Annotated in this window: 17 protein-coding genes; 11 read left to right on the forward strand and 6 right to left on the reverse strand. The window is 42.3% G+C overall.

The genetic code is table 11. The annotated features are described in order from the left end of the window. The first annotated feature begins 65 nt into the window (after positions 1-65). The gene (locus EO98_RS09485) at positions 66-1,814 is read left to right on the forward strand and encodes a right-handed parallel beta-helix repeat-containing protein (protein ID WP_048137137.1); all 1,749 of its coding nucleotides are present in this window, start codon (positions 66-68) and stop codon (positions 1,812-1,814) included. Between the two features lie 527 nt (positions 1,815-2,341). Here EO98_RS09485 and EO98_RS09490 read toward each other — a convergent pair. After that, on the reverse strand, positions 2,342-2,611 hold the full coding sequence (locus tag EO98_RS09490; RefSeq protein ID WP_048135725.1) for a DUF2551 domain-containing protein: 270 nt from the start codon (positions 2,609-2,611) through the stop codon (positions 2,342-2,344). A gap of 1,249 nt (positions 2,612-3,860) precedes the next feature. On the opposite strand from EO98_RS09490, the gene EO98_RS09495 reads away from it, so the two are divergent. The 7 genes from EO98_RS09495 to EO98_RS09525 all read left to right on the forward strand — a co-directional run bounded on the left by EO98_RS09495 (position 3,861) and on the right by EO98_RS09525 (position 10,815). Next, positions 3,861-4,523 carry a 4'-phosphopantetheinyl transferase superfamily protein gene (locus tag EO98_RS09495; protein WP_235283436.1) on the forward strand — a complete coding sequence of 221 codons (663 nt, stop codon included), beginning with the start codon at positions 3,861-3,863 and terminating at the stop codon, positions 4,521-4,523. Between the two features lie 296 nt (positions 4,524-4,819). Continuing rightward, positions 4,820-5,065 (forward strand): acyl carrier protein, encoded by a 246-nt coding sequence (locus tag EO98_RS09500; protein ID WP_048132227.1) that lies wholly within the window; start codon positions 4,820-4,822, stop codon positions 5,063-5,065. A gap of 6 nt (positions 5,066-5,071) precedes the next feature. Continuing rightward, a complete protein-coding gene (locus EO98_RS09505) occupies positions 5,072-6,550 on the forward strand; it encodes a class I adenylate-forming enzyme family protein (protein WP_048137194.1) in 1,479 nt (492 codons plus the stop codon). After that, positions 6,531-7,547, forward strand: a complete 1,017-nt coding sequence (locus EO98_RS09510; RefSeq protein WP_048137141.1) for a hypothetical protein — start codon at positions 6,531-6,533, stop codon at positions 7,545-7,547. The genes EO98_RS09505 and EO98_RS09510 overlap by 20 nt, the downstream gene beginning before the upstream one ends. 163 nt (positions 7,548-7,710) lie before the next feature. Beyond that, the gene (gene nadE, locus EO98_RS09515; RefSeq protein ID WP_048137143.1) at positions 7,711-8,775 is read left to right on the forward strand and encodes an NAD(+) synthase; all 1,065 of its coding nucleotides are present in this window, start codon (positions 7,711-7,713) and stop codon (positions 8,773-8,775) included. A gap of 181 nt (positions 8,776-8,956) precedes the next feature. Next, on the forward strand, positions 8,957-10,090 hold the full coding sequence (locus EO98_RS09520) for a DUF362 domain-containing protein (protein WP_048137146.1): 1,134 nt from the start codon (positions 8,957-8,959) through the stop codon (positions 10,088-10,090). Positions 10,091-10,281: 191 nt separating this feature from the next. Beyond that, positions 10,282-10,815 carry an acyltransferase gene (locus EO98_RS09525; protein ID WP_048137150.1) on the forward strand — a complete coding sequence of 178 codons (534 nt, stop codon included), beginning with the start codon at positions 10,282-10,284 and terminating at the stop codon, positions 10,813-10,815. Between the two features lie 140 nt (positions 10,816-10,955). Here EO98_RS09525 and EO98_RS09530 read toward each other — a convergent pair whose 3' ends face one another. Both EO98_RS09530 and EO98_RS09535 read right to left on the reverse strand, forming a co-directional pair. Next, positions 10,956-11,540 (reverse strand): metal-dependent hydrolase, encoded by a 585-nt coding sequence (locus EO98_RS09530; RefSeq protein ID WP_048137151.1) that lies wholly within the window; start codon positions 11,538-11,540, stop codon positions 10,956-10,958. A gap of 237 nt (positions 11,541-11,777) precedes the next feature. Next, positions 11,778-12,839: a radical SAM protein gene (locus tag EO98_RS09535; protein ID WP_048137196.1), complete on the reverse strand. Its 1,062-nt coding sequence runs from the start codon at positions 12,837-12,839 to the stop codon at positions 11,778-11,780. A 176-nt stretch (positions 12,840-13,015) separates the two neighbouring features. On the opposite strand from EO98_RS09535, the gene EO98_RS09540 reads away from it, so the two are divergent. After that, entirely contained in the window at positions 13,016-13,201 is a 186-nt protein-coding gene (locus EO98_RS09540) for a DUF362 domain-containing protein (RefSeq protein WP_048137153.1), read from the forward strand. 123 nt (positions 13,202-13,324) lie between these two features. Continuing rightward, complete coding sequence (locus EO98_RS09545) at positions 13,325-14,041, forward strand: cyclase family protein (RefSeq protein WP_048137154.1); 717 nt, start codon at positions 13,325-13,327, stop codon at positions 14,039-14,041. 63 nt (positions 14,042-14,104) lie between these two features. Here the strand turns inward: EO98_RS09545 and EO98_RS09550 are convergent, their stop codons facing one another. Continuing rightward, the gene (locus EO98_RS09550) at positions 14,105-14,704 is read right to left on the reverse strand and encodes a hypothetical protein (protein ID WP_048137155.1); all 600 of its coding nucleotides are present in this window, start codon (positions 14,702-14,704) and stop codon (positions 14,105-14,107) included. Between the two features lie 322 nt (positions 14,705-15,026). On the opposite strand from EO98_RS09550, the gene EO98_RS09555 reads away from it, so the two are divergent. Next, positions 15,027-15,380 carry a hypothetical protein gene (locus tag EO98_RS09555; protein WP_048132212.1) on the forward strand — a complete coding sequence of 118 codons (354 nt, stop codon included), beginning with the start codon at positions 15,027-15,029 and terminating at the stop codon, positions 15,378-15,380. A 102-nt stretch (positions 15,381-15,482) separates the two neighbouring features. On the opposite strand, the gene EO98_RS09560 is transcribed toward EO98_RS09555, so the two are convergent. Further along, a complete protein-coding gene (locus EO98_RS09560; protein ID WP_048137157.1) occupies positions 15,483-16,037 on the reverse strand; it encodes an XTP/dITP diphosphatase in 555 nt (184 codons plus the stop codon). Then, the gene (locus tag EO98_RS09565) at positions 16,030-17,751 is read right to left on the reverse strand and encodes a bifunctional N(6)-L-threonylcarbamoyladenine synthase/serine/threonine protein kinase (RefSeq protein ID WP_048137159.1); all 1,722 of its coding nucleotides are present in this window, start codon (positions 17,749-17,751) and stop codon (positions 16,030-16,032) included. The genes EO98_RS09560 and EO98_RS09565 overlap by 8 nt, the downstream gene beginning before the upstream one ends. Positions 17,752-17,756: the final 5 nt, after the last annotated feature.

A 17,756-nucleotide genomic window follows, 5' to 3' on the forward strand; every position in this document is an offset into this window, starting at 1 on the left:
CATTACTTGAAGTTGTAATGTTAGCAGCAACAACGAGGTTACATTAGGTTTTAGGATGATCCCTTATGAAATATTCAAAAACTTATTTGGCAGTATTTGTTCTTGCTCTATTATACATTACATTAACTAGCCCTGTCCCTCTGGTGTCAAACATCACAATTGACGATGGTGCTGAACCGGTTGTTAACCCTACTCATTTGATGTCAAATATCGCAATTGATGATGGGTCTGAACCGATTGTTAATCCTACTCATTTGGTGTCAAACATTATAATTGATGATGACGCTGAGCCCGCTGTCTCTAATTTGTATCTGACGTCTGACTATACGGATGACGCTGCTTGCATTCAAGCGGCGCTAGACAACTTAAAAAGCGGAGGTACAATAACTATCCGCGAAGGAGACTATTATATAACAAAACAAATATCTCAAAAAGACAAGAGTCTGAATATAATAGGTGAAGGAGAAGTAACTCTTCATCTTCAAACTGCCGAAAGTCCGGATAGTGTAATATTTTTTACTGGATCAATGATCACAAACGAACCTCTCTCTGCTGACGCTGACAAAGGTTCGTCTCAGTTGGTTTTAAATGATGCTTCACAGGTTCGTAAAAACGATCTAATTAAGATCTGGAAAAATGTTCAGTGGTGCCCTCTGGATTATCCTGACCAAATGACAGGAGAAATGTATTCGGTGCAAAGTGTGAACGAAAACGTTGTCACTTTAAATCAGTCGCTCCTGAGGGATTATAAATTACATGAGATTGTCCAGGCTGAAATATACAGACCGATCGAAATACATATAAAAAGTATAAGTATACAGGACAGCGGTGCTACAACATCACATCATGGTCTGGCTTTGAGGTATTGCAAAGATAGCTCTGTTACTGACTCCTTGTTCAAAGATAGTGGATACGTCGCCATTTCCTTTTATTCCTGTTTTAATGTGGATGTTAATAATAATGAAATTTACAATTCAATTTTTCCAGGGAGTGGATACGGAGTGGCGGTGTGGAGCGGATCGGCATTTGTTAATATCGACAATAATTACATAGAAAACTGTAGGCATGCTATAACAGGCAATACGGATGAACGTAAGGCTTTAAATCGAGACGTTTTTATTAATAATAATACTCTGATAGGAGCTAACATCAAAGGTGCCAATGTAATTGATGCTCATCCTGTTACTATTAATTATATCGTAACTAAAAATAAAATATATCCGCAGCTTCCGTATTTTTTTGCGTTTCTTGACGGTACGCAATACTCAGAATTTTCCGAGAATGAAGTCTACGGGGGGTATGGCGCAGTCGCAAGAAGAGGTAGCGTAAATGACGGAGTCCATATAATAAAAGATAATACTATGGATGGAATTGCTGGATATACTTATCAATCAGGTGAAAACGGCATTGGAGATACGCTTATAATTATGAATAATACTCAAAAAGGTGGAGAATACGGGATTATTTTCCAAGATTCTGAAAGCTTTAGGAATATAATAATAAGCAAAAATAAATTTAGCAATATCTCACGTCAAGGAGTATATAAGAAGCTCTTTATAAATGGAGTGAATCTGGAAATTTCTGACAATGTTTTTAAAAATATAAAAAGAGATGGGGTATATATAGACGGGAATTCTTTTACAAATGCGGCTGTCAAAATACATAATAATACTTTTATAAACGTATATCCCTTCAGTTCAGGTTCCAAAATCACAATCAAGAACATTCAAAATGCTTCTGTTAGCGGAAATCATATTCTCAATGCTCCTATTGCTACTTTTTTGGCATTGCCAGCTTCAGGAATGCACCCTTAAACGTCGCCTTTACTGACACAAATCAAAACTCACCTGTTGCCTGGAGAAACGTTGAAGAATATTCTGCGGTAGATCTGAAAAAAAGAATGTGGCAAAGTCAGGATAATTACCTCAAAGTCAAGATAATTACCTCAAAGTCAAGATAATTACCTCAAGGGTAATTTTGCCTCCTTGATCAAAGTCACATTTGAGCCTCCGATGGCAATTCATGAATTAGTTTTGGAGCGGTTTTAAATACAAATCCAGGACAACATTCCTGCCCAAAAGTGATGATCAGATCAATTATCAAAAAAGGTAGGGAAAAGTGCTTTCATTCCATGTGCCTGGTATTCTAAGGATTTCATGTTCGTTTTGGAAGCCTTCAGATTTTCAGTCTCTCCAATTTGTATATCGAGCTGATCCCAAAACCAATTTTATTCTCAAAAATCAGTAAAGTTTCAGAACTATTTTTTCATGATCTGAAACTTGATAGATTATTCGGAATACGGGATTACTCTAACCTATAAAACAGATAGCAATAAGGCGGCTCAGTAGTTCTCAAGAACAGAGCCGACAATGTTTTTGTAACTCTCTTTCAGGGAATAGACGTTGTGGTCCCCGGTGACATTTATGCTCAGGATTCCAAGTCTGGTATTCATAAGCCCGACCATGGCTGACACTCCCCGGTAACTTACCTCGAATTTTCCTTTATCAAGGTAGTCATAAACTTCACCGGTGGTGAACTTGTCTCCGGTCAGGAAGAGATTGAGCACAACCTTGCGTATCCCGTTTTCATCCCTGCCGAGATACTTTATCAATCTCGCTCTTACCCTTTCTTCCGCAGTCTGCAGTTTCGGACACCTCAGTTTTAATGATAATTTGAATTATATTCTTTTATTTGAGTTATATTCTTTTAATATTGTATTCTTCCCATTCTGGTTGTTATTTCCAAACAGATGCGACCCTTAAGTAGGGGCGCTAAGAATCGAATACCCTATATCCTTATCGTTTATATATTTTAGGATTACTTTTGTTTAAATATTTATACTGAAGTATATTATGGATATACAGATATGTTATGAAGATCCACCGACCAATTCAGAAAAGGATGAAACCTCATAATTTTTATATCTCGAACCTTCAGCCTAACACAACAGGAATGCAGTGAAGGTTAACTGTCAGTTACTATACCTGAGATGGTGCCCTTCTTGAAGATCCATTAGATCCATTTGTATTGCAGAATAACATCTTATGTATAAGTAGTTTACAGTAGAAATTGGTGGAAATAATTTTTAACTAATGCTGCCAGTTCAGCCTGCAAGCAGAAAGACGACAGGGGATAATTAGAAAAGGGATGATTAAAAGTATAAATCACGGATTAAGTTGCTTTGTTAAAATTACCTGAATAAGCAACCTGAATCTGATTTGGTCCTATTTGTCTGGAGTTGTCCAGGGTTCTTTGAATATAAGATTGTGGATAGTCATAATAAAAGAAAGTAAGCTGCCGCAGTAAACAGGATTATATATCAACGCTATCTGGCGCACACAGCCCTGAAATTTATTCAGAAGCAGCTCATTAGTCATTTTCCTGTCTTCCAGTTTGCGGCAAGGCAGTAACACTCTTTTCAATTTCAATTATTTGTGCTTTTACTCAGTTGATTTTCCAGTACATAGAGAATATGGAGACGCAAAGGCCGAACAGAAGAGTGCTCAGTATTGAGATAATCTGATTGACTATCCTACTCTCCCCGTTTTCTTCAGATTTACTCTCTTCTGGCTGTGCAGAAGCTTTCACAAATTCCTGCATGGTTTTTGTGGACAGACCTGTGTTGTCATCCGGAACCTGATGATTGACGTATTAAGGATACTGATAAAAATGATCTATACACAGAGTCAATTTCCATGGTTTTGGAGATTCTGGAGAAATTGCTACCATCGAACTTAGGATTTTTGGCTGAATGAAAATAGAAAGTCTTTTTATCTATTTTCACCAGTTGTAAATATGAGCTTTCATATACAGTCAATTGTAGTAAATATATTGTGAGCTGCATGTATTCTGAGAATTTGATGACACTCTCTTTCGTTCCTCTGGAAAATATACCCCGCTTATGGGAACAAAACGATGTTCTTATCTTTCTTATTGATCTGGATAATTATGACACATTAAGTATGGAATGTCTCAACAGTATTGAAAGAGAATATCTGAAAAAACTTCAAACAATGTATTTCAAAAAAAGATATATTGTCTCCAGAATGGTTTTGAAACATGTTCTATACCATCTGCTTAACAAAAGTTCTGTCCTGGATATCTCTACATATAAAGACGAGTGCGGACAAGTCCATATACTCAACCATGAAGAGTTGCACATATGCATATCCTACTCTGAAAATGTTGTAACTCTTGCAATATCAAAAGTTGAGGTTGGTATTGATGTCGAAATTAAAAGATCACTAACACTAAAAAATACTTTAAAATACTTTCAAACAACATTTTCCTGCACCGAAAAATCTGCCCGCGACGCCGACATTTTGAGGGCATGGACTATGAAAGAGGCTTATTGTAAGTTTTCTAATAAAAACATATTTTCCATTCTCAGCAAAGAGCCGGACTTCAATAATATCTGTTATTTAAGCTATTTATTAGACAATAAATACATCTTTTCTGTCATTACTGATTCGGGTCCACATACTATTAATATAAGTCGACTTGAGAAAATCAACTACGTTTGAAGTAAGAATGTTTGATAAAATCAGGTAAAAAAGCATAAGAGATCAAGGAATAACCCATTTTAACTTCTCTGAATAACTTTATTATTTTATTATAAAACTGTATGGATCAAGTGCCATAACCTGATACGTTTAAGTTCCTTTTAATTTCTTTTTTTCCAATGATTTTTTAGCACGCAATTGTTCAAATTATTTATATAGTTGTATTACATAATTACCTGTGGGGCTTTCAACCACTATAGACAAAGTGTGTGTTACGTGCGATTAATGATCTTATTTGAGTAAAGGGGTAAGATTGTATGGAACAGATAAAGAATGGCATACTTGATTATTTGAAGGATAATTCTTTCATGGAGCGGGGAACTGTTCTTAGAGACAGTGATTCTCTCACTCAGAACGGCATCATAGATTCTATCGGTTTACTCGAATTGATAGATTATATCTGTGAAACATATTCTATCGAAATTCCTGAAGATATGCTAACTCCGGAGAATTTCGATTCTCTACAGGGGATCACTGACCTGATAACCAGACTGGCGAAGTGAATGGTTATGAGAATTGATGCTTATATCACTGAACACGCCAGAAAAACTCCTCACCAGACTGCCCTTGAAGAGGGTAAAAATTCCATTTCTTACAGCTGTCTTGATGAGGATATAAACATAATTGCCTCATCTCTGATTGACTTTGAGCACTGCAGATTTGCAATACTGGCTGAGTCCGGGACACAATACATAAAGGCACTTATGGCAGTATATCGGTCAGGCAACATCGCAATACCCCTGCCAATCGAATTACCGGGGTTAAGCCTTGAACGAATTCTTGATGCTGCATGCATTAATAACATAATTGCAACGAAAAAACAGTACTTAAGATTTGGAGATGGATTTTTTGAGCGTTTTGGAACTGTGATCGTTGTTTCAGATGATACTGCAGTGGAGACCTGCAGCAAAAGAGTGATACTCGAGAGAAACAATCCAGAACTGAGGCTGGTGCTTTATACCTCAGGTACAACAGGCACTCCTAAAGGAGTTATGTTGAGCGATAAAAACCTGGTATCAAATGCCAGATCAATAATCGAGGTTCTGAGCATAACCCCTAAAGATAAAGCAGCACTGGTAATCTCTCCCCATCATGCCTTTGGGAATTCAATAATCAATTCCCACCTGATGGCTGGAGGCTCGATCCACACCGGGACAATGAATTTCATAGACCCGGTTTTTAATCTCATTGAATCCGGAGTATCCATATTCTATGGAGTGCCCAGCACCTATCGTATTCTTCTCAGATATCCGGAAAGGTTCAAAAAAGCCTTTGCAAATGTCAGGACCGCTGCATCTGCTGGCGGAGCTATGGACAGGGTTATTGTACGGAGTATCAGGGAGTTAAGTCCAGGTACGCAGATTCTGCCAATGTACGGCCAGACCGAAGCCACAGCAAGGCTTGCCTACTTACCAGTAGAAGACGTGGACAAATTTATCGATACGATAGGAAAGGCGATTCCCGGGGTCACACTGGAGGTCTTTGATTTTGAAAACCTGCCATTAAATCCCGGCATCTCAGGCGAACTTGTTGCCAGGGGGGACAATATCCTGCTGGGTTACCTGAATGATGAAGCTGCAACTGAAAAGAGGGTCATCGACGGGTGGCTGCATACAGGGGACCTGGCGCAGAAACTTCCGGGCGGGTACATCAGGCTGCTTGGACGTAAGGACGACCTCATTAAAATAGGCGACCACCGGGTTAACCCGAGAGAAATCGAAAAAGAGATCGAAATGAACAATGAGGTTTCCAGCGTTTTTGTTGTGCCTGTTTCCCATGAGCTTATGGGCAACGCAATCAGCCTCATGGTCATACCAAGTCAGGAAACTAAAGTTGATGAAATTTTTGCTTTTTGCAGGAAGAACCTGCCGGGATACCTGTACCCCAGGGAGATCCTCTTCATTGACCATCTTCCGCTGAGCGAGAACGGAAAAATCTCCAATAGGTCCATTATAGAGGAGTACCAGCATGTCAAAGCTAGCATGTAAAAAGTGTGTTCTGAATTCGGATATTCCGGGCATAGAAATTAACGAAGAAAGCGGCCTCTGCCATTTTTGTGAGACTTATGTCCCTCTTTCTTCAAAGGAAAGGGAGCAGTACCTTAACAGGATTGAAGAACTCTTCAAAGAATACAGCGGCAGGGGCAATTATGATGTGATATTTGCACTTTCAGGTGGAAAAGACTCTTCATACACACTTTACAAACTCAAAAAAGACTACCCCTTCCTGAAAGTACTTGCTGTCCAGTTTGATAATGGGTTCACTTCAGATTATGCCGTAGTAAATGCAAAGAAAATGTGTGAGATTACAGGATGCGACTATTTTAAACTGACAATGGAAACAGAGGTCCTGTACGAGCTCTTCCGAAAGGCAGCCGAATCCTATGATGCATTCCCGAAGTTTGCCAAATACAGAGCAAGCGACATATGCAATATCTGCATCAGCGTCATCAAACAGAAATTGCTGGAACAGGCCATAGTTCAGAATGCTCCTTTTGTTGTATTTGCCTTTACAGCAGGACAGTCGCCCAATCCCATAATCAATCTGTCAGCTAATTTTATACAATGGTCAAGGAATCTTTTTGAAAAGCAGCTTCAAAAAATAGGTGTTGATGACAGGGATGAGCAGTTCCTCATTAAAAATGAGGTAATTAAAAATATCGGTGAAGTTGCTCCATCCATTCTGCATCCGCTCTGTCTGTGGGAATATAGTGAGGACAAAGTGATTGAAACAGTAATGGAGCTCGGGTGGAAAGCTCCCGACCTTAATGACAGTAATTCAACTAACTGTACGCTGAATTCTTTTGCATGCCATAATCACCTCGAAAAGTACGGCTTCCATCCATATGCCTTTGACATAGCAGGGCTTGTCCGAAGCGGGGAAATGTCAAGGGAAGAAGGGCTGGAAAAACTTCATCAGGAACTATCGCAGCCGCTGATAGAGGAAGCTGCAGAGAAACTTGAAATAAAGATAAATCACTCATAAAAGAGCCGGCTGAAAGTTTAATCCGATATTCTTTCAGCAAAGAGTTATTCTTTATATGCCCAGTTATTTTTAATAAATGATCCGGGGATTCAATATATTATTGCATACAGTTTAAAAGTATAACTAACTACCATAACAAATAATCGATCAGGGGAGTAATACTATGCAGATAACCGGGAGTAGCGTAGCGCAGACTACAGAGGGTAATATCGCGCAGTTATCAAAAAATAATACCGGGCGGTTAACGGACAGCAGTAATACGCAGATTATGGATGAATTGAACAGAGATGCTGATAAGCTTGCTGAAAGACTCAGGGGTTTTATTAGAGGTCAGATCACGGCCTTTAAGAAAAAAGGAGTGGTTCTGGGGGTTTCGGGGGGTATTGATTCAGCTGTAGCCCTTACGCTTTGCGTACAGGAGTTCGGCAAAGAAAACGTATACGGCCTTCTCCTCCCTGAAAAAGAATCTGCTCCTTCAAGCAAAACCCTGGGGGCAGAAATCTGTGAAAGCCTGGGAGTTTCATATGAGGAGGTCCCGATTTCTCCAATCATTGAGTCTCTTGGCATCTATAACAAAAAGGAACAGATAATAAAAAGGACCTGTCCGGAATATGACCCCGAAATACATAACACCTCACTCGTGCTGCCTGATTTCCTTAATCAGGGATTGTTGAACGTTCCTCATATCAGGTTGATAAAAGACGGGGAAACGGTTGCCAGGCACAGGTTGAGAGCAAACGATTATCTGGAATTGATAGGGCTGCAGAATGTTAAGCAGCGGTCCAGAATGATAGTCCAGTATATGTATGCCGAAAAGATGAATTACGCTGTTTGCGGCACAACCAACAAGACCGAACTTGTCCTTGGCCAGTTTGTTAAATATGGAGATGGAGGTGTAGATCTCGAACCTTTTGCAGACTGCTATAAGACTCAGATCTATGCTCTGGCAAAACACCTCAGGGTAAATGAGGAAATTATAAAGCGCCCGCCAAGTGCCGACACATGGAGCCATTATACAACTGATGAGGAGTTCTACTGGCGTATGCCCATACACATCCTGGATCAGCTCCTGTATGCCCAGGAACATAAACTGCCTTTAGAGATCACTGAAAATAACACTGGCCTGCCCAGAGATACCATAGAAAAAGCCTGGAGGCACGTTGACAGAGTAAGAGATAGCACAGAGTATACACGGGCTGCTCCTCCAATCTGTTATCCGGGCATATAAGTCACATGGAGCAAATGCTTCATTAAATGTGGTGCCTGCCAGAAAAGCCATTTGAGGGTTTTTCCTCTTAATGGTCAACAAAATCAACATTCGAAGTCAACGTTAACTCAATCAGCAATTCTGAAGGATAAGCGTCAACTACCTCTGAGCTAAAGACTCAGGGGTTTCCTGCTGAGGTTTTATGAACACCAGAGTTTCCATTGTACGCTGTTCCGACTATTCGGGTGTAAAAGGTGCAATTAAGGAGGCACTCAACCTGATAGGCGGGCTTGAGAGCGTTATATCTCCGGGTAATCGCGTGCTTCTTAAACCCAATGTACTTGCGATCCGGCCTCCGGAGGATGCCGTCACCACTCATCCTGCAATAGTCTCTGCAATGTGTGAACTGGTCCTGGAAGCAGGAGGTATTCCTGTTATAGGGGACGGGTCAGGGATTGCGAAACCGGGTTCTACGACGACTACGGAGGCTTTTCGTGCATCGGGGATTGAAGGTGTAGCATCCGCTGTCGGCGCAGAGCTTATCAATTTCGAGACCTCCGGTTACACTGAGGTTTCTGTTCCCAACGCCAGGCATTTCCCACGCCTGTACGTCGCAAAAGCAGTCCTTGAGGCTGATGTGGTAATCTCACTTCCAAAACTCAAGACGCATGAACTGACACTCTATACGGGGGCTGTCAAAAACTTCTTTGGGGCAGTGCCTCAGAAAATAAGAAAGCAGGCACATGCCCTGGAAGATCGTGACCGTTTTGGACATGCTGTTGTCGATATCTACTCTATCGCCAAGCCTCATCTTGCAGTTATGGACGGCGTTTTCGGAATGGAAGGGAATGGACCTTCGAATGGCACACCTGTACTTGCAGGCGTGGTCATGGCAAGTTATGACTGTGTATCCCTGGATATCGTAGCCTCTGAGCTTATAGGAATCAATCCTTTAAAAGTTCCTACAAACAAAGCTGCGCTCTCAAGAGGGTTCGGCACCAGGCATCCGGAAGTTGCAGGAGTGCCTCTGCAGGAGGTAAGTCTCAGGTTTAAAAGGTCGGAAGGTGGAATTACTGCCTACATGCCGTCTTTTCTTATTGGAATTCTTCGAAAGCAATTAACTGTAAAGCCTTTTATCAACACGTCAAACTGTGCGCTTTGCAAAGCCTGCGTTATGAATTGTTCAGCGCATGCAATTGAGGAAGTGGGAAGAACACTAAAAATTAACCAGCAAAAATGTATCCAATGCTACTGCTGTCGCGAACTGTGTCCGAATGATGCAGTAGAAATAAAAAAGTCTTTACTCCTTAAAATTGTAACCCGAAGTAAAACCTGATAAGATCATTACATGATAAGATAATCATAATCTCACTTCTTTCAAAATTGTATATTTTATAATCTCAATTAATGTGGTTCAAACTTCAATTAATGTAGTTCAAGACTGACTATAGGAAATATATTTATCGGTGGAAAAACAATGAAAAGCAAGTGTCGGGGATTTTTTCACCGCAAAATGGGGAGTATTATATGACCGCCTTAGTATCAAACAGAGATAAAGTAACTTTTGGTGAAGTAGCTGATCATTACCATAGCAATAAACTCGTCTTTGGAATGAAGTACTTTAAGAACTGGGTTCTGGAACGTGTTGCATCGTGGTTTCCGATTCCTTCATGGAGAGCGAAATTTCATAAAATGCGAGGCGTGAATCTCGGAAAAAACGTATATGTCGGCTATGATGTGGTCTTTGACAGGCTTCACCCTGAAATGATCACAGTGGGAGATTACTCTGAAATAGGAGACCGCTGCATCCTCTCAGCTCATTCCAGAGGTAGCCTGACCACAAGACAGGCATATCCGAGGACTATAGATCCCATAAAAATCGGAAGTGGAGTTTCTGTAAATCCTGGATGTATAATCACCCAGGGAGTCGAGATAGGGGATAACTCGATAATTGGTATTGGATCTGTGGTTACCCGTGATATCTCTCCAAACAGTCTTGCTCTGGGTTATCCGGCTCGAGTCGTTAAAAAGCTCGACGGTGTAGGCGAGCTTCAAACCTGATTTACAGGGCCTTAATCCCTTTTACTTTTTTTATCTTCATTACTTATTGTATTTCTGAGTATTGATCTCTGATTATTTTAATCCACTACTTTTTATTTTTTCCCAATGTATTTTGTTTAATCTTTCAACCCGATCTCGAATCATTTTTCCGCTCTGTAACTGAATTCAAACCCAAATCGACTCAAAGCAAACAGTGCCATTAATATTACCATGAATATAAAGAAAACAGATACAAAAGATGCTGTCAGATAATAAAATAAACCGGCCCCTGTGAATTCTGCATTCATTAGTAAGAATACACTGGTAGGTTTATTGTAAAGCGGATAGAGATAAGGACAGTATGCTTCAGTTATATCATCTAACAGCAGGTGCGTGAGGAAAGCAGATTCTGCAAAAATTGCCATGTATACCGCTTTATTGAGCTCCCTGTATGCAGCATATCCGACAATCCCTCCGAACAGAATTGCAGTAGAACTGAACAGCAATGAATGTGTCGGGATCGGGCCAACCCAGCAGTGTTGTAAAGTGCCGTTTATGAGCAGATTATATACAACTATTAGATCCGGGAACATAGTGCATAAACCACCTACAAACATCAGCAATAGTAGCTTCCTTGAGTCTCTGAATGAGAGCTCTCCGCGAGAGAGCGCTTTTGTTATAGCATATATGGCTACCGCGCCGATGCAAAACAAAAAAAACAGAACATGTACGACCGGATATGGCATAAGGACCCCCTTTTCCAAATTTATGGCTTATTTTTTCACACGAAACGGATCTGAGAGCATTTAGGATCTTCCATATCTAATCAAACCAGAGAGAAGATTAGTAGCTCTCTAAACTCTATTGGTCTATCTTCTATAAGGCCCATCTTCTATAAATTTTTATCTATGTGCCGGTCCGCTGAAAAAATCTTGTCCTGCTTTCTTTAAAAGGAATTTGGATTTAAGTCCGGGCAGACGCCCTCATAGAGGAATAAGTTCTACAAGCAGCCCGTCTTCAAAAGGATGCCTTTCAATTATGAAAAGCTTTGTTCCAAGGGGTTCAAGTTCTTCTTTGAGTCCGTCCTTAAGGTCTTCGAGCACCCACCAGGCGATCTCAATTTTTCCTTCCTTTATTTCATATAGTTCGTCAGGAACTTCTATCTCCCTGAGGATCTCTTTTGCAAGTTCCTGGTCCCCTTCGTTGATAACCCCATAGATAAGAGTGCCTTCTTCCGTGACCTCGTCAAATTCTCTTGCTGTGTTTTTTGCAATCCTCTGAAACCTTTTGCGCAGCTGGACTGCATCCTTATAAGTCGAAGAACAGAAATGCACTCTTTTGCACGTACTAAAGGCAGTTTTAGCATAAGTATGGGACCCGGCAGCAGCACAGGAAATGTCTGTTTCCAGGGAAAACCCATTTTCATGAAGGGCATTTGAGTTATTATCAGAAAATTCCAGTTCGTTCAGGTTGAGGAAAATTCCCATTTCCTCTGCAAAAGCCGCAACTTTCTCTGCACCTTCAAGGGAAGGAATTTCTATTCCGGTTTCTATTCCCAGATCTTTTGCATTTCGCAGGGTATCTGCATAGGGGCTTTGCATGAGCTCTCCCCAGACAGCCTGTGGAGGATGGAAGCGGATTTCGTCAAGGCCTGCTTCTGCTAACTTTTCAAGGGTTTCCCTCTCAGGAGCAAGAGACGTATAAAGATGAATATGATGAGCTTTTCCAAAAGAGGACTTAAGCAGGCAGATGTAGTGCAGGACTCTCTCCACTTTAAGTAGAGGCTCTCCACCAGTAATCCCTGTCCCGAGGGCGTCCATAAGCTCAGCTTCCTTTAACAAATCCTCATCGCTTTTTACAAGCCTTTCGTTTGCAAAAACCAGGTCTTTTCCACGCCTTTCATCGGAAAGTGGGCAGTAAAAACAGTTTTTAGGGCAAAGGCCAGTTACAAAGAGCACCATTTTGGCGCCCTGCTGGCAGAGCCTGCAGCCTTCTGAAAGGTAACTGCAAAAGGAGCCAGTCTCATCTTCTGTGAACTTTTCCATACCTGAGACTGCATATTCTTTTGTCCTATATAAGGCTTGTTTCCGGATGCCGGCCCTTGCCCCGAATGAGATCTCCCAAATGAAAATGAATTTTTTCGGGCCCGGTTCAGAAATTAATGGTTCAGAAAATAATGGTTCAGAAATTAATATATCTATCAGACGCCAAAGGATCACTGATGTCAGAGAAGGACGGATACGTTGTAGTTTTCGGCTGTAAAAGGTGCGGCAAGTGCAAGGATGTATGTCCTGTGGGTGCCATTTACGAAGAAAACGAGCTTGCGAAGATTGATCCTGAAAAATGTAACCTCTGCATGAAGTGCATAGATGAATGTACCAATCGATCCATCATTTACATGGAATAATATGAAAATAAGTCAAAACCCGGTCGGAACGAAGTCAGAGTGAAATCAGGATCAAACCAGAATAAGTTTGAATGAAGTGAATCCGAAAAAAAAGCCATAGATAATCAGGGCAGGCGAAATGAGATGTTTAATCCGGAAAAAATGCCAGTTAAGGGAAATATCATAGATGTTACAGTCCCTATTTCATCTCTTACTCCGATTTTTCCAGGAGACCCGGAGCCTTCAATTGAAAGGGCCTGTACTCTCGAAAAGGACGGGTGTGCAGTATCCATATTGAGTTTCGGGAGCCATACCGGCACGCACGTTGACGCGCCGTCTCACATCCTGAAAGATGGACTTTCAGTTGATAAACTGGACCTTGAGAGCCTTATGGGCAAGGCGGTTGTTCTGGATTTATCCCGAAGAAATGGGGCATTGACAGACAATATTCTTGATAAGGCTTATAATGACCAGAAAATTACTGAACGTGTTTCTATCCTCCTCCTGAAAACAAAGGCTTCTTTCCGGAATGAACAACATCCCGAAATTCCTGGCTTTCAGGCAGGGAAACCCGATAGAAAAGAGGAATTTGAGGAATCTGCATACCTCGATGCAACTGCTGCAACCTGGCTTGTCCGGAACGGGTTCAAAACAGTAGGAATTGATGAATTTTCCGTGGACAGCCTCTCCTCAGAAAGCCTGCCTGCTCATCACATGCTTCTTTCAAACAACGTGAACATTGTGGAATGTCTTGACCTCAGCTCAGTCGATACAGGGATGTATTTTTTCCTGTGCCTGCCCCTTAAAGTTGAGGGTTGCGACGGTGCCCCTGCAAGGGCATTACTTATTTCTGACTCCTGATTTCTGACTCCTGATTTCTGACTCCTGGTTTCTGACTCCTGATTTCAAAACCAGGCCATTGTTTCAGAATCTGGCCATTGTATATTTTATGCCGTCCAGGGTAACCATTTCAAACCGGAACTCGCCCGAAACCGGGGATTCTATCACCACTCCCGTACTTTCGAGAACTGAAGACTTCTGGCTGCTGTCCTGGCTTTCGGCAGGAATCCAGATGCTTTCCGGATTCTGTATGCCCTTTATAAAGTGGATGGGTTTTCCTTCAATCAGCACTCTCTTTTTAACGCCATTTTTGTACTGGTAGATAAGGGTATTGTTTTCCGGAATCCACTCGGAGTCGGTCAGGTTGCCATTACATTCATGGTCGGGGTCCACTCCGAAACTGATGTACCTGACAGACGGCGGGAGGGAAAAGGTCAGGGTGCACATGCTCCCCTCAGGGCTGTACCTGTCTGCAGGGTTTCGGGCATATCCTCCCTGGATCGAGAGAAGGGAAAGGGAAGCAGTTTCTGCCTGGGCTTTAATCTCCGCTTCCTGAAGGACAGGAGAAGCTATGTTCCAGGCCTGAGCCAGAAGGAGCACTACTGCAGCTAGAAGCGCAAGATACACTACAAGTTTAAGGGGGATGGTGTCTGCGGCCACAGTGTCGGAAATAAATTTTTTCATGTAATTGTAAATGACCCTTACATATTAAAAAATTTTACTTGATGAGACGTAGAAGTTTTCTGGCAGCTAAAATCTAAAAGGAAAACTTGAAGATAAAGAGCAGGCTAAAAGATAACAGGAGACGACTGACAAAAGCAACCTTGAATAAAATAATGCTCAAAAGATAAACCCGATAAAAAGATAAACTGAAAATGAAAAGTACAATTCATCGGAACACACAGGAGGGTTTGGGATAAACGAAGAATGCGAGGAAAATCTGCTATGCATTCCTTTTTCTGAGGAGCAGCTTGAGGAAATCAAAAAGTATGCAGCCCTTTACGGCATGGAGGTTGAAGAATTTATAAAAAACGTTTGCCTGACTCACTGTCTCCAGCAAATGGAATACGTCCACGGGCAAAAGCCAGAAGGACCTGAAGCTGGAGAAGGGGCTGCAAAATCGGAAAACGGGTCAAAAACCGAGCCAAAGAAAATCGATATTAAAGGCAAAAAGCCTACCTCAAAAGATCTGCTTGACGGGCCGCTCGTCCTGGACCAGCAGTGCATAATGGATTTATTTGCAATCAAACGAGAGTTCGGCCATACTTCAAATAACAAGATCATTACTGTTGCCCTGAAACTGGGTTTAAATCAGCTCAGTGTGGCCCTTGATATGCTCAAGCACAAACTGGAAGAATAAAAGAAAGTGAAATAAGAGAATCGAAGAATAAAATAAAATGAAAAAAGAGAAAAAGTTAAGAAAATGGCCTTTGCAGGCAATTTTTCTGAAAGTGCAGGGTTTTTAAGCCCTGCTGGTAAACCATTCCAGGAACTTATCGACAGCCCTGCGCCGGTGGGAAACCTTATTTTTCTCTTCGTCCCCGAGTTCCCCGAAGGTCATGCCCTGGTACTCGAAGATAGGGTCGTACCCAAAACCGCCCGTGCCACGCTCTTCGTATGCGATTTTCCCTTCCACTATTCCAGGGAAAACCAGGGGCTCTTTTCCGGGTTCGCAATATCCGATTACGGTTTTAAAATATGCGGCCCTGTCCTCTTCTCCTTCCATCATTTTGAGCACTTTAGGATTTCCCAGTTTGTCTTCCACAAAACGGGAGTATGGGCCCGGAAAGCCGTTTAAGGCATTTATGAAGATCCCGGAGTCGTCTACCATCACAGGCATGTTCAGTTTGTTTGCAACATACTGTGCCCCGTAAGCCGCGATCGGTTCAAGTTCATCTTCCTGGAGTTCCGGATAACCATTTTTGTTCTGGATTACCTCGATTCCGAAAGTTCCGAGGATATCCCTTACTTCGGCAAACTTGCCCTTATTTCCCGTAACAAAGACGATCTTATGCATAGCGAGCCCTCTTTTTTATCTCTTCAACTCTCCGGAGTACATCCTCTGAATCTATAAAAGTACTTCCATACCCTTTTTCGAAAGCTTTAACAAGGGTTTCGTGGTCGCGGTGAGTACTTTCAAAAGTCTGGAAAAGCACATGGACATCCACACCTCTGGCTTCCAGGCTTTTGTCAAAATAAGCAAGCCCGAAGTCAATGAGGTAAAGCCTCTCGCCTGCAAGCAGGAGGTTTGAGGTGGTAAGGTCTCCGTGCACTATACCTGAACTGTGCAACTTGCCCACAAGTTCTCCGACCTTTTCCGAAACCTCGGGAGTTATAAGATACTTTATGGGGACTCCTTCGATGAACTGCATTTTGAGCTTGAATTCCTCAACATCGTAGATGATTGGCGTAGGCACTCCCGTGCGCCTGGCTTCAGACATCAGGCGGGCTTCTGCCCGGTTCCTTTCTCTCCTTATCCTTTCATCTATCTCTCTGTGCCTGTAAACCTTAGGGACCCTTTCCTTAACAAGCACCTTCTTCCCTTCAGGTCCATCCTCAAGGTAAACAACAGCTTCAGCCCCACTGTCCAGCATTTCTCCGGGGGGAGTCCTGAAGAACGTCTCAGGAGAGATTTCAGGGACCCTTTTCATATCCTCTTCCTTTATCCAGGTCACTTTCACATCATCGGTCCTGAAACTCGGGTTCACACGCGAGTCTTCAATGGAGAGGGTATTTCCGGACTTATACATCAGGAGCCCGGTATATGCGATCATTGTCCCGTTGTCGCCCATGAAGCGTTTTTCGGGTACATAGAATGTTGCATCCCTGGCTTCACACATCTTGTTTAACATCTCGCGAAGCCTGGTATTTGCACCTACTCCGCCTGCCAGCAGCACTTCCTTTTTTCCCGTGTGGGCAAGGGCTCGTTCCGCAACCTCCACAACCATTGCAAAAGCTGTTTCCTGATAGGAATAACAGACATCTTCAAGAGTGGCTTTTTTCAGGGCTTCGCTTGAAGCAGTGGACAGCCCGGAAAATGAGAGGTCCATTCCTTTAATCACATATGGGAGATGGATATATTGCTTTGCGTCTTTTGCGCATGTCTCGATTTTAGGCCCTCCCGGGTGAGACAGGCCTGCTCCCCGCGCAAATTTATCAAGGGCGTTTCCAAGGCCAATATCAAGAGTCTCGCCAAAGACCCTGTACCGCCCTTCCATATATGAGATAACCTGGGAATTTGCCCCGCTTACATAAAGAACTACAGGGTCCTTTGCAGGGGTTTTCCAGATCCCTATTTCTATATGAGCAATGCAGTGGTTGACCCCTATAAGAGGAATACCCAGGGACAGGGAAAGCACCCTGGCTGCGGTTGCAACAGTCCTCAGGCAGGGTCCGAGTCCGGGGCCCTGAGAAAAAGCTATGCCGTCAATATCTGAAGGCTCCACCCCTTTTTCTTTTGCCTCTGCAAGGAGTTTTTTGATAACACTTGCTGCATATTTTGCATGGTGCTGGGCGGCTTCCCTGGGGTGGATTCCGCCTTTTTCGGGTTTATATGTCTCTGTGACCTCGGCAATGATCTCGGTCTCGGTCACGATTGCGGCACTCAGGTTCCAGGCAGTGCCTTCGATTCCAAGGATGAATGTGTTTTTCACGGCTTCCACTCTCCTTCCGGTGCGTCTCCTCTGCTTGCTATCACTGCCTTCGATAATATCGGAGAGGGTTATATACATTTGCT

Source organism: Methanosarcina sp. 2.H.T.1A.6, assembly GCF_000979455.1.
Classification (GTDB): domain Archaea; phylum Halobacteriota; class Methanosarcinia; order Methanosarcinales; family Methanosarcinaceae; genus Methanosarcina.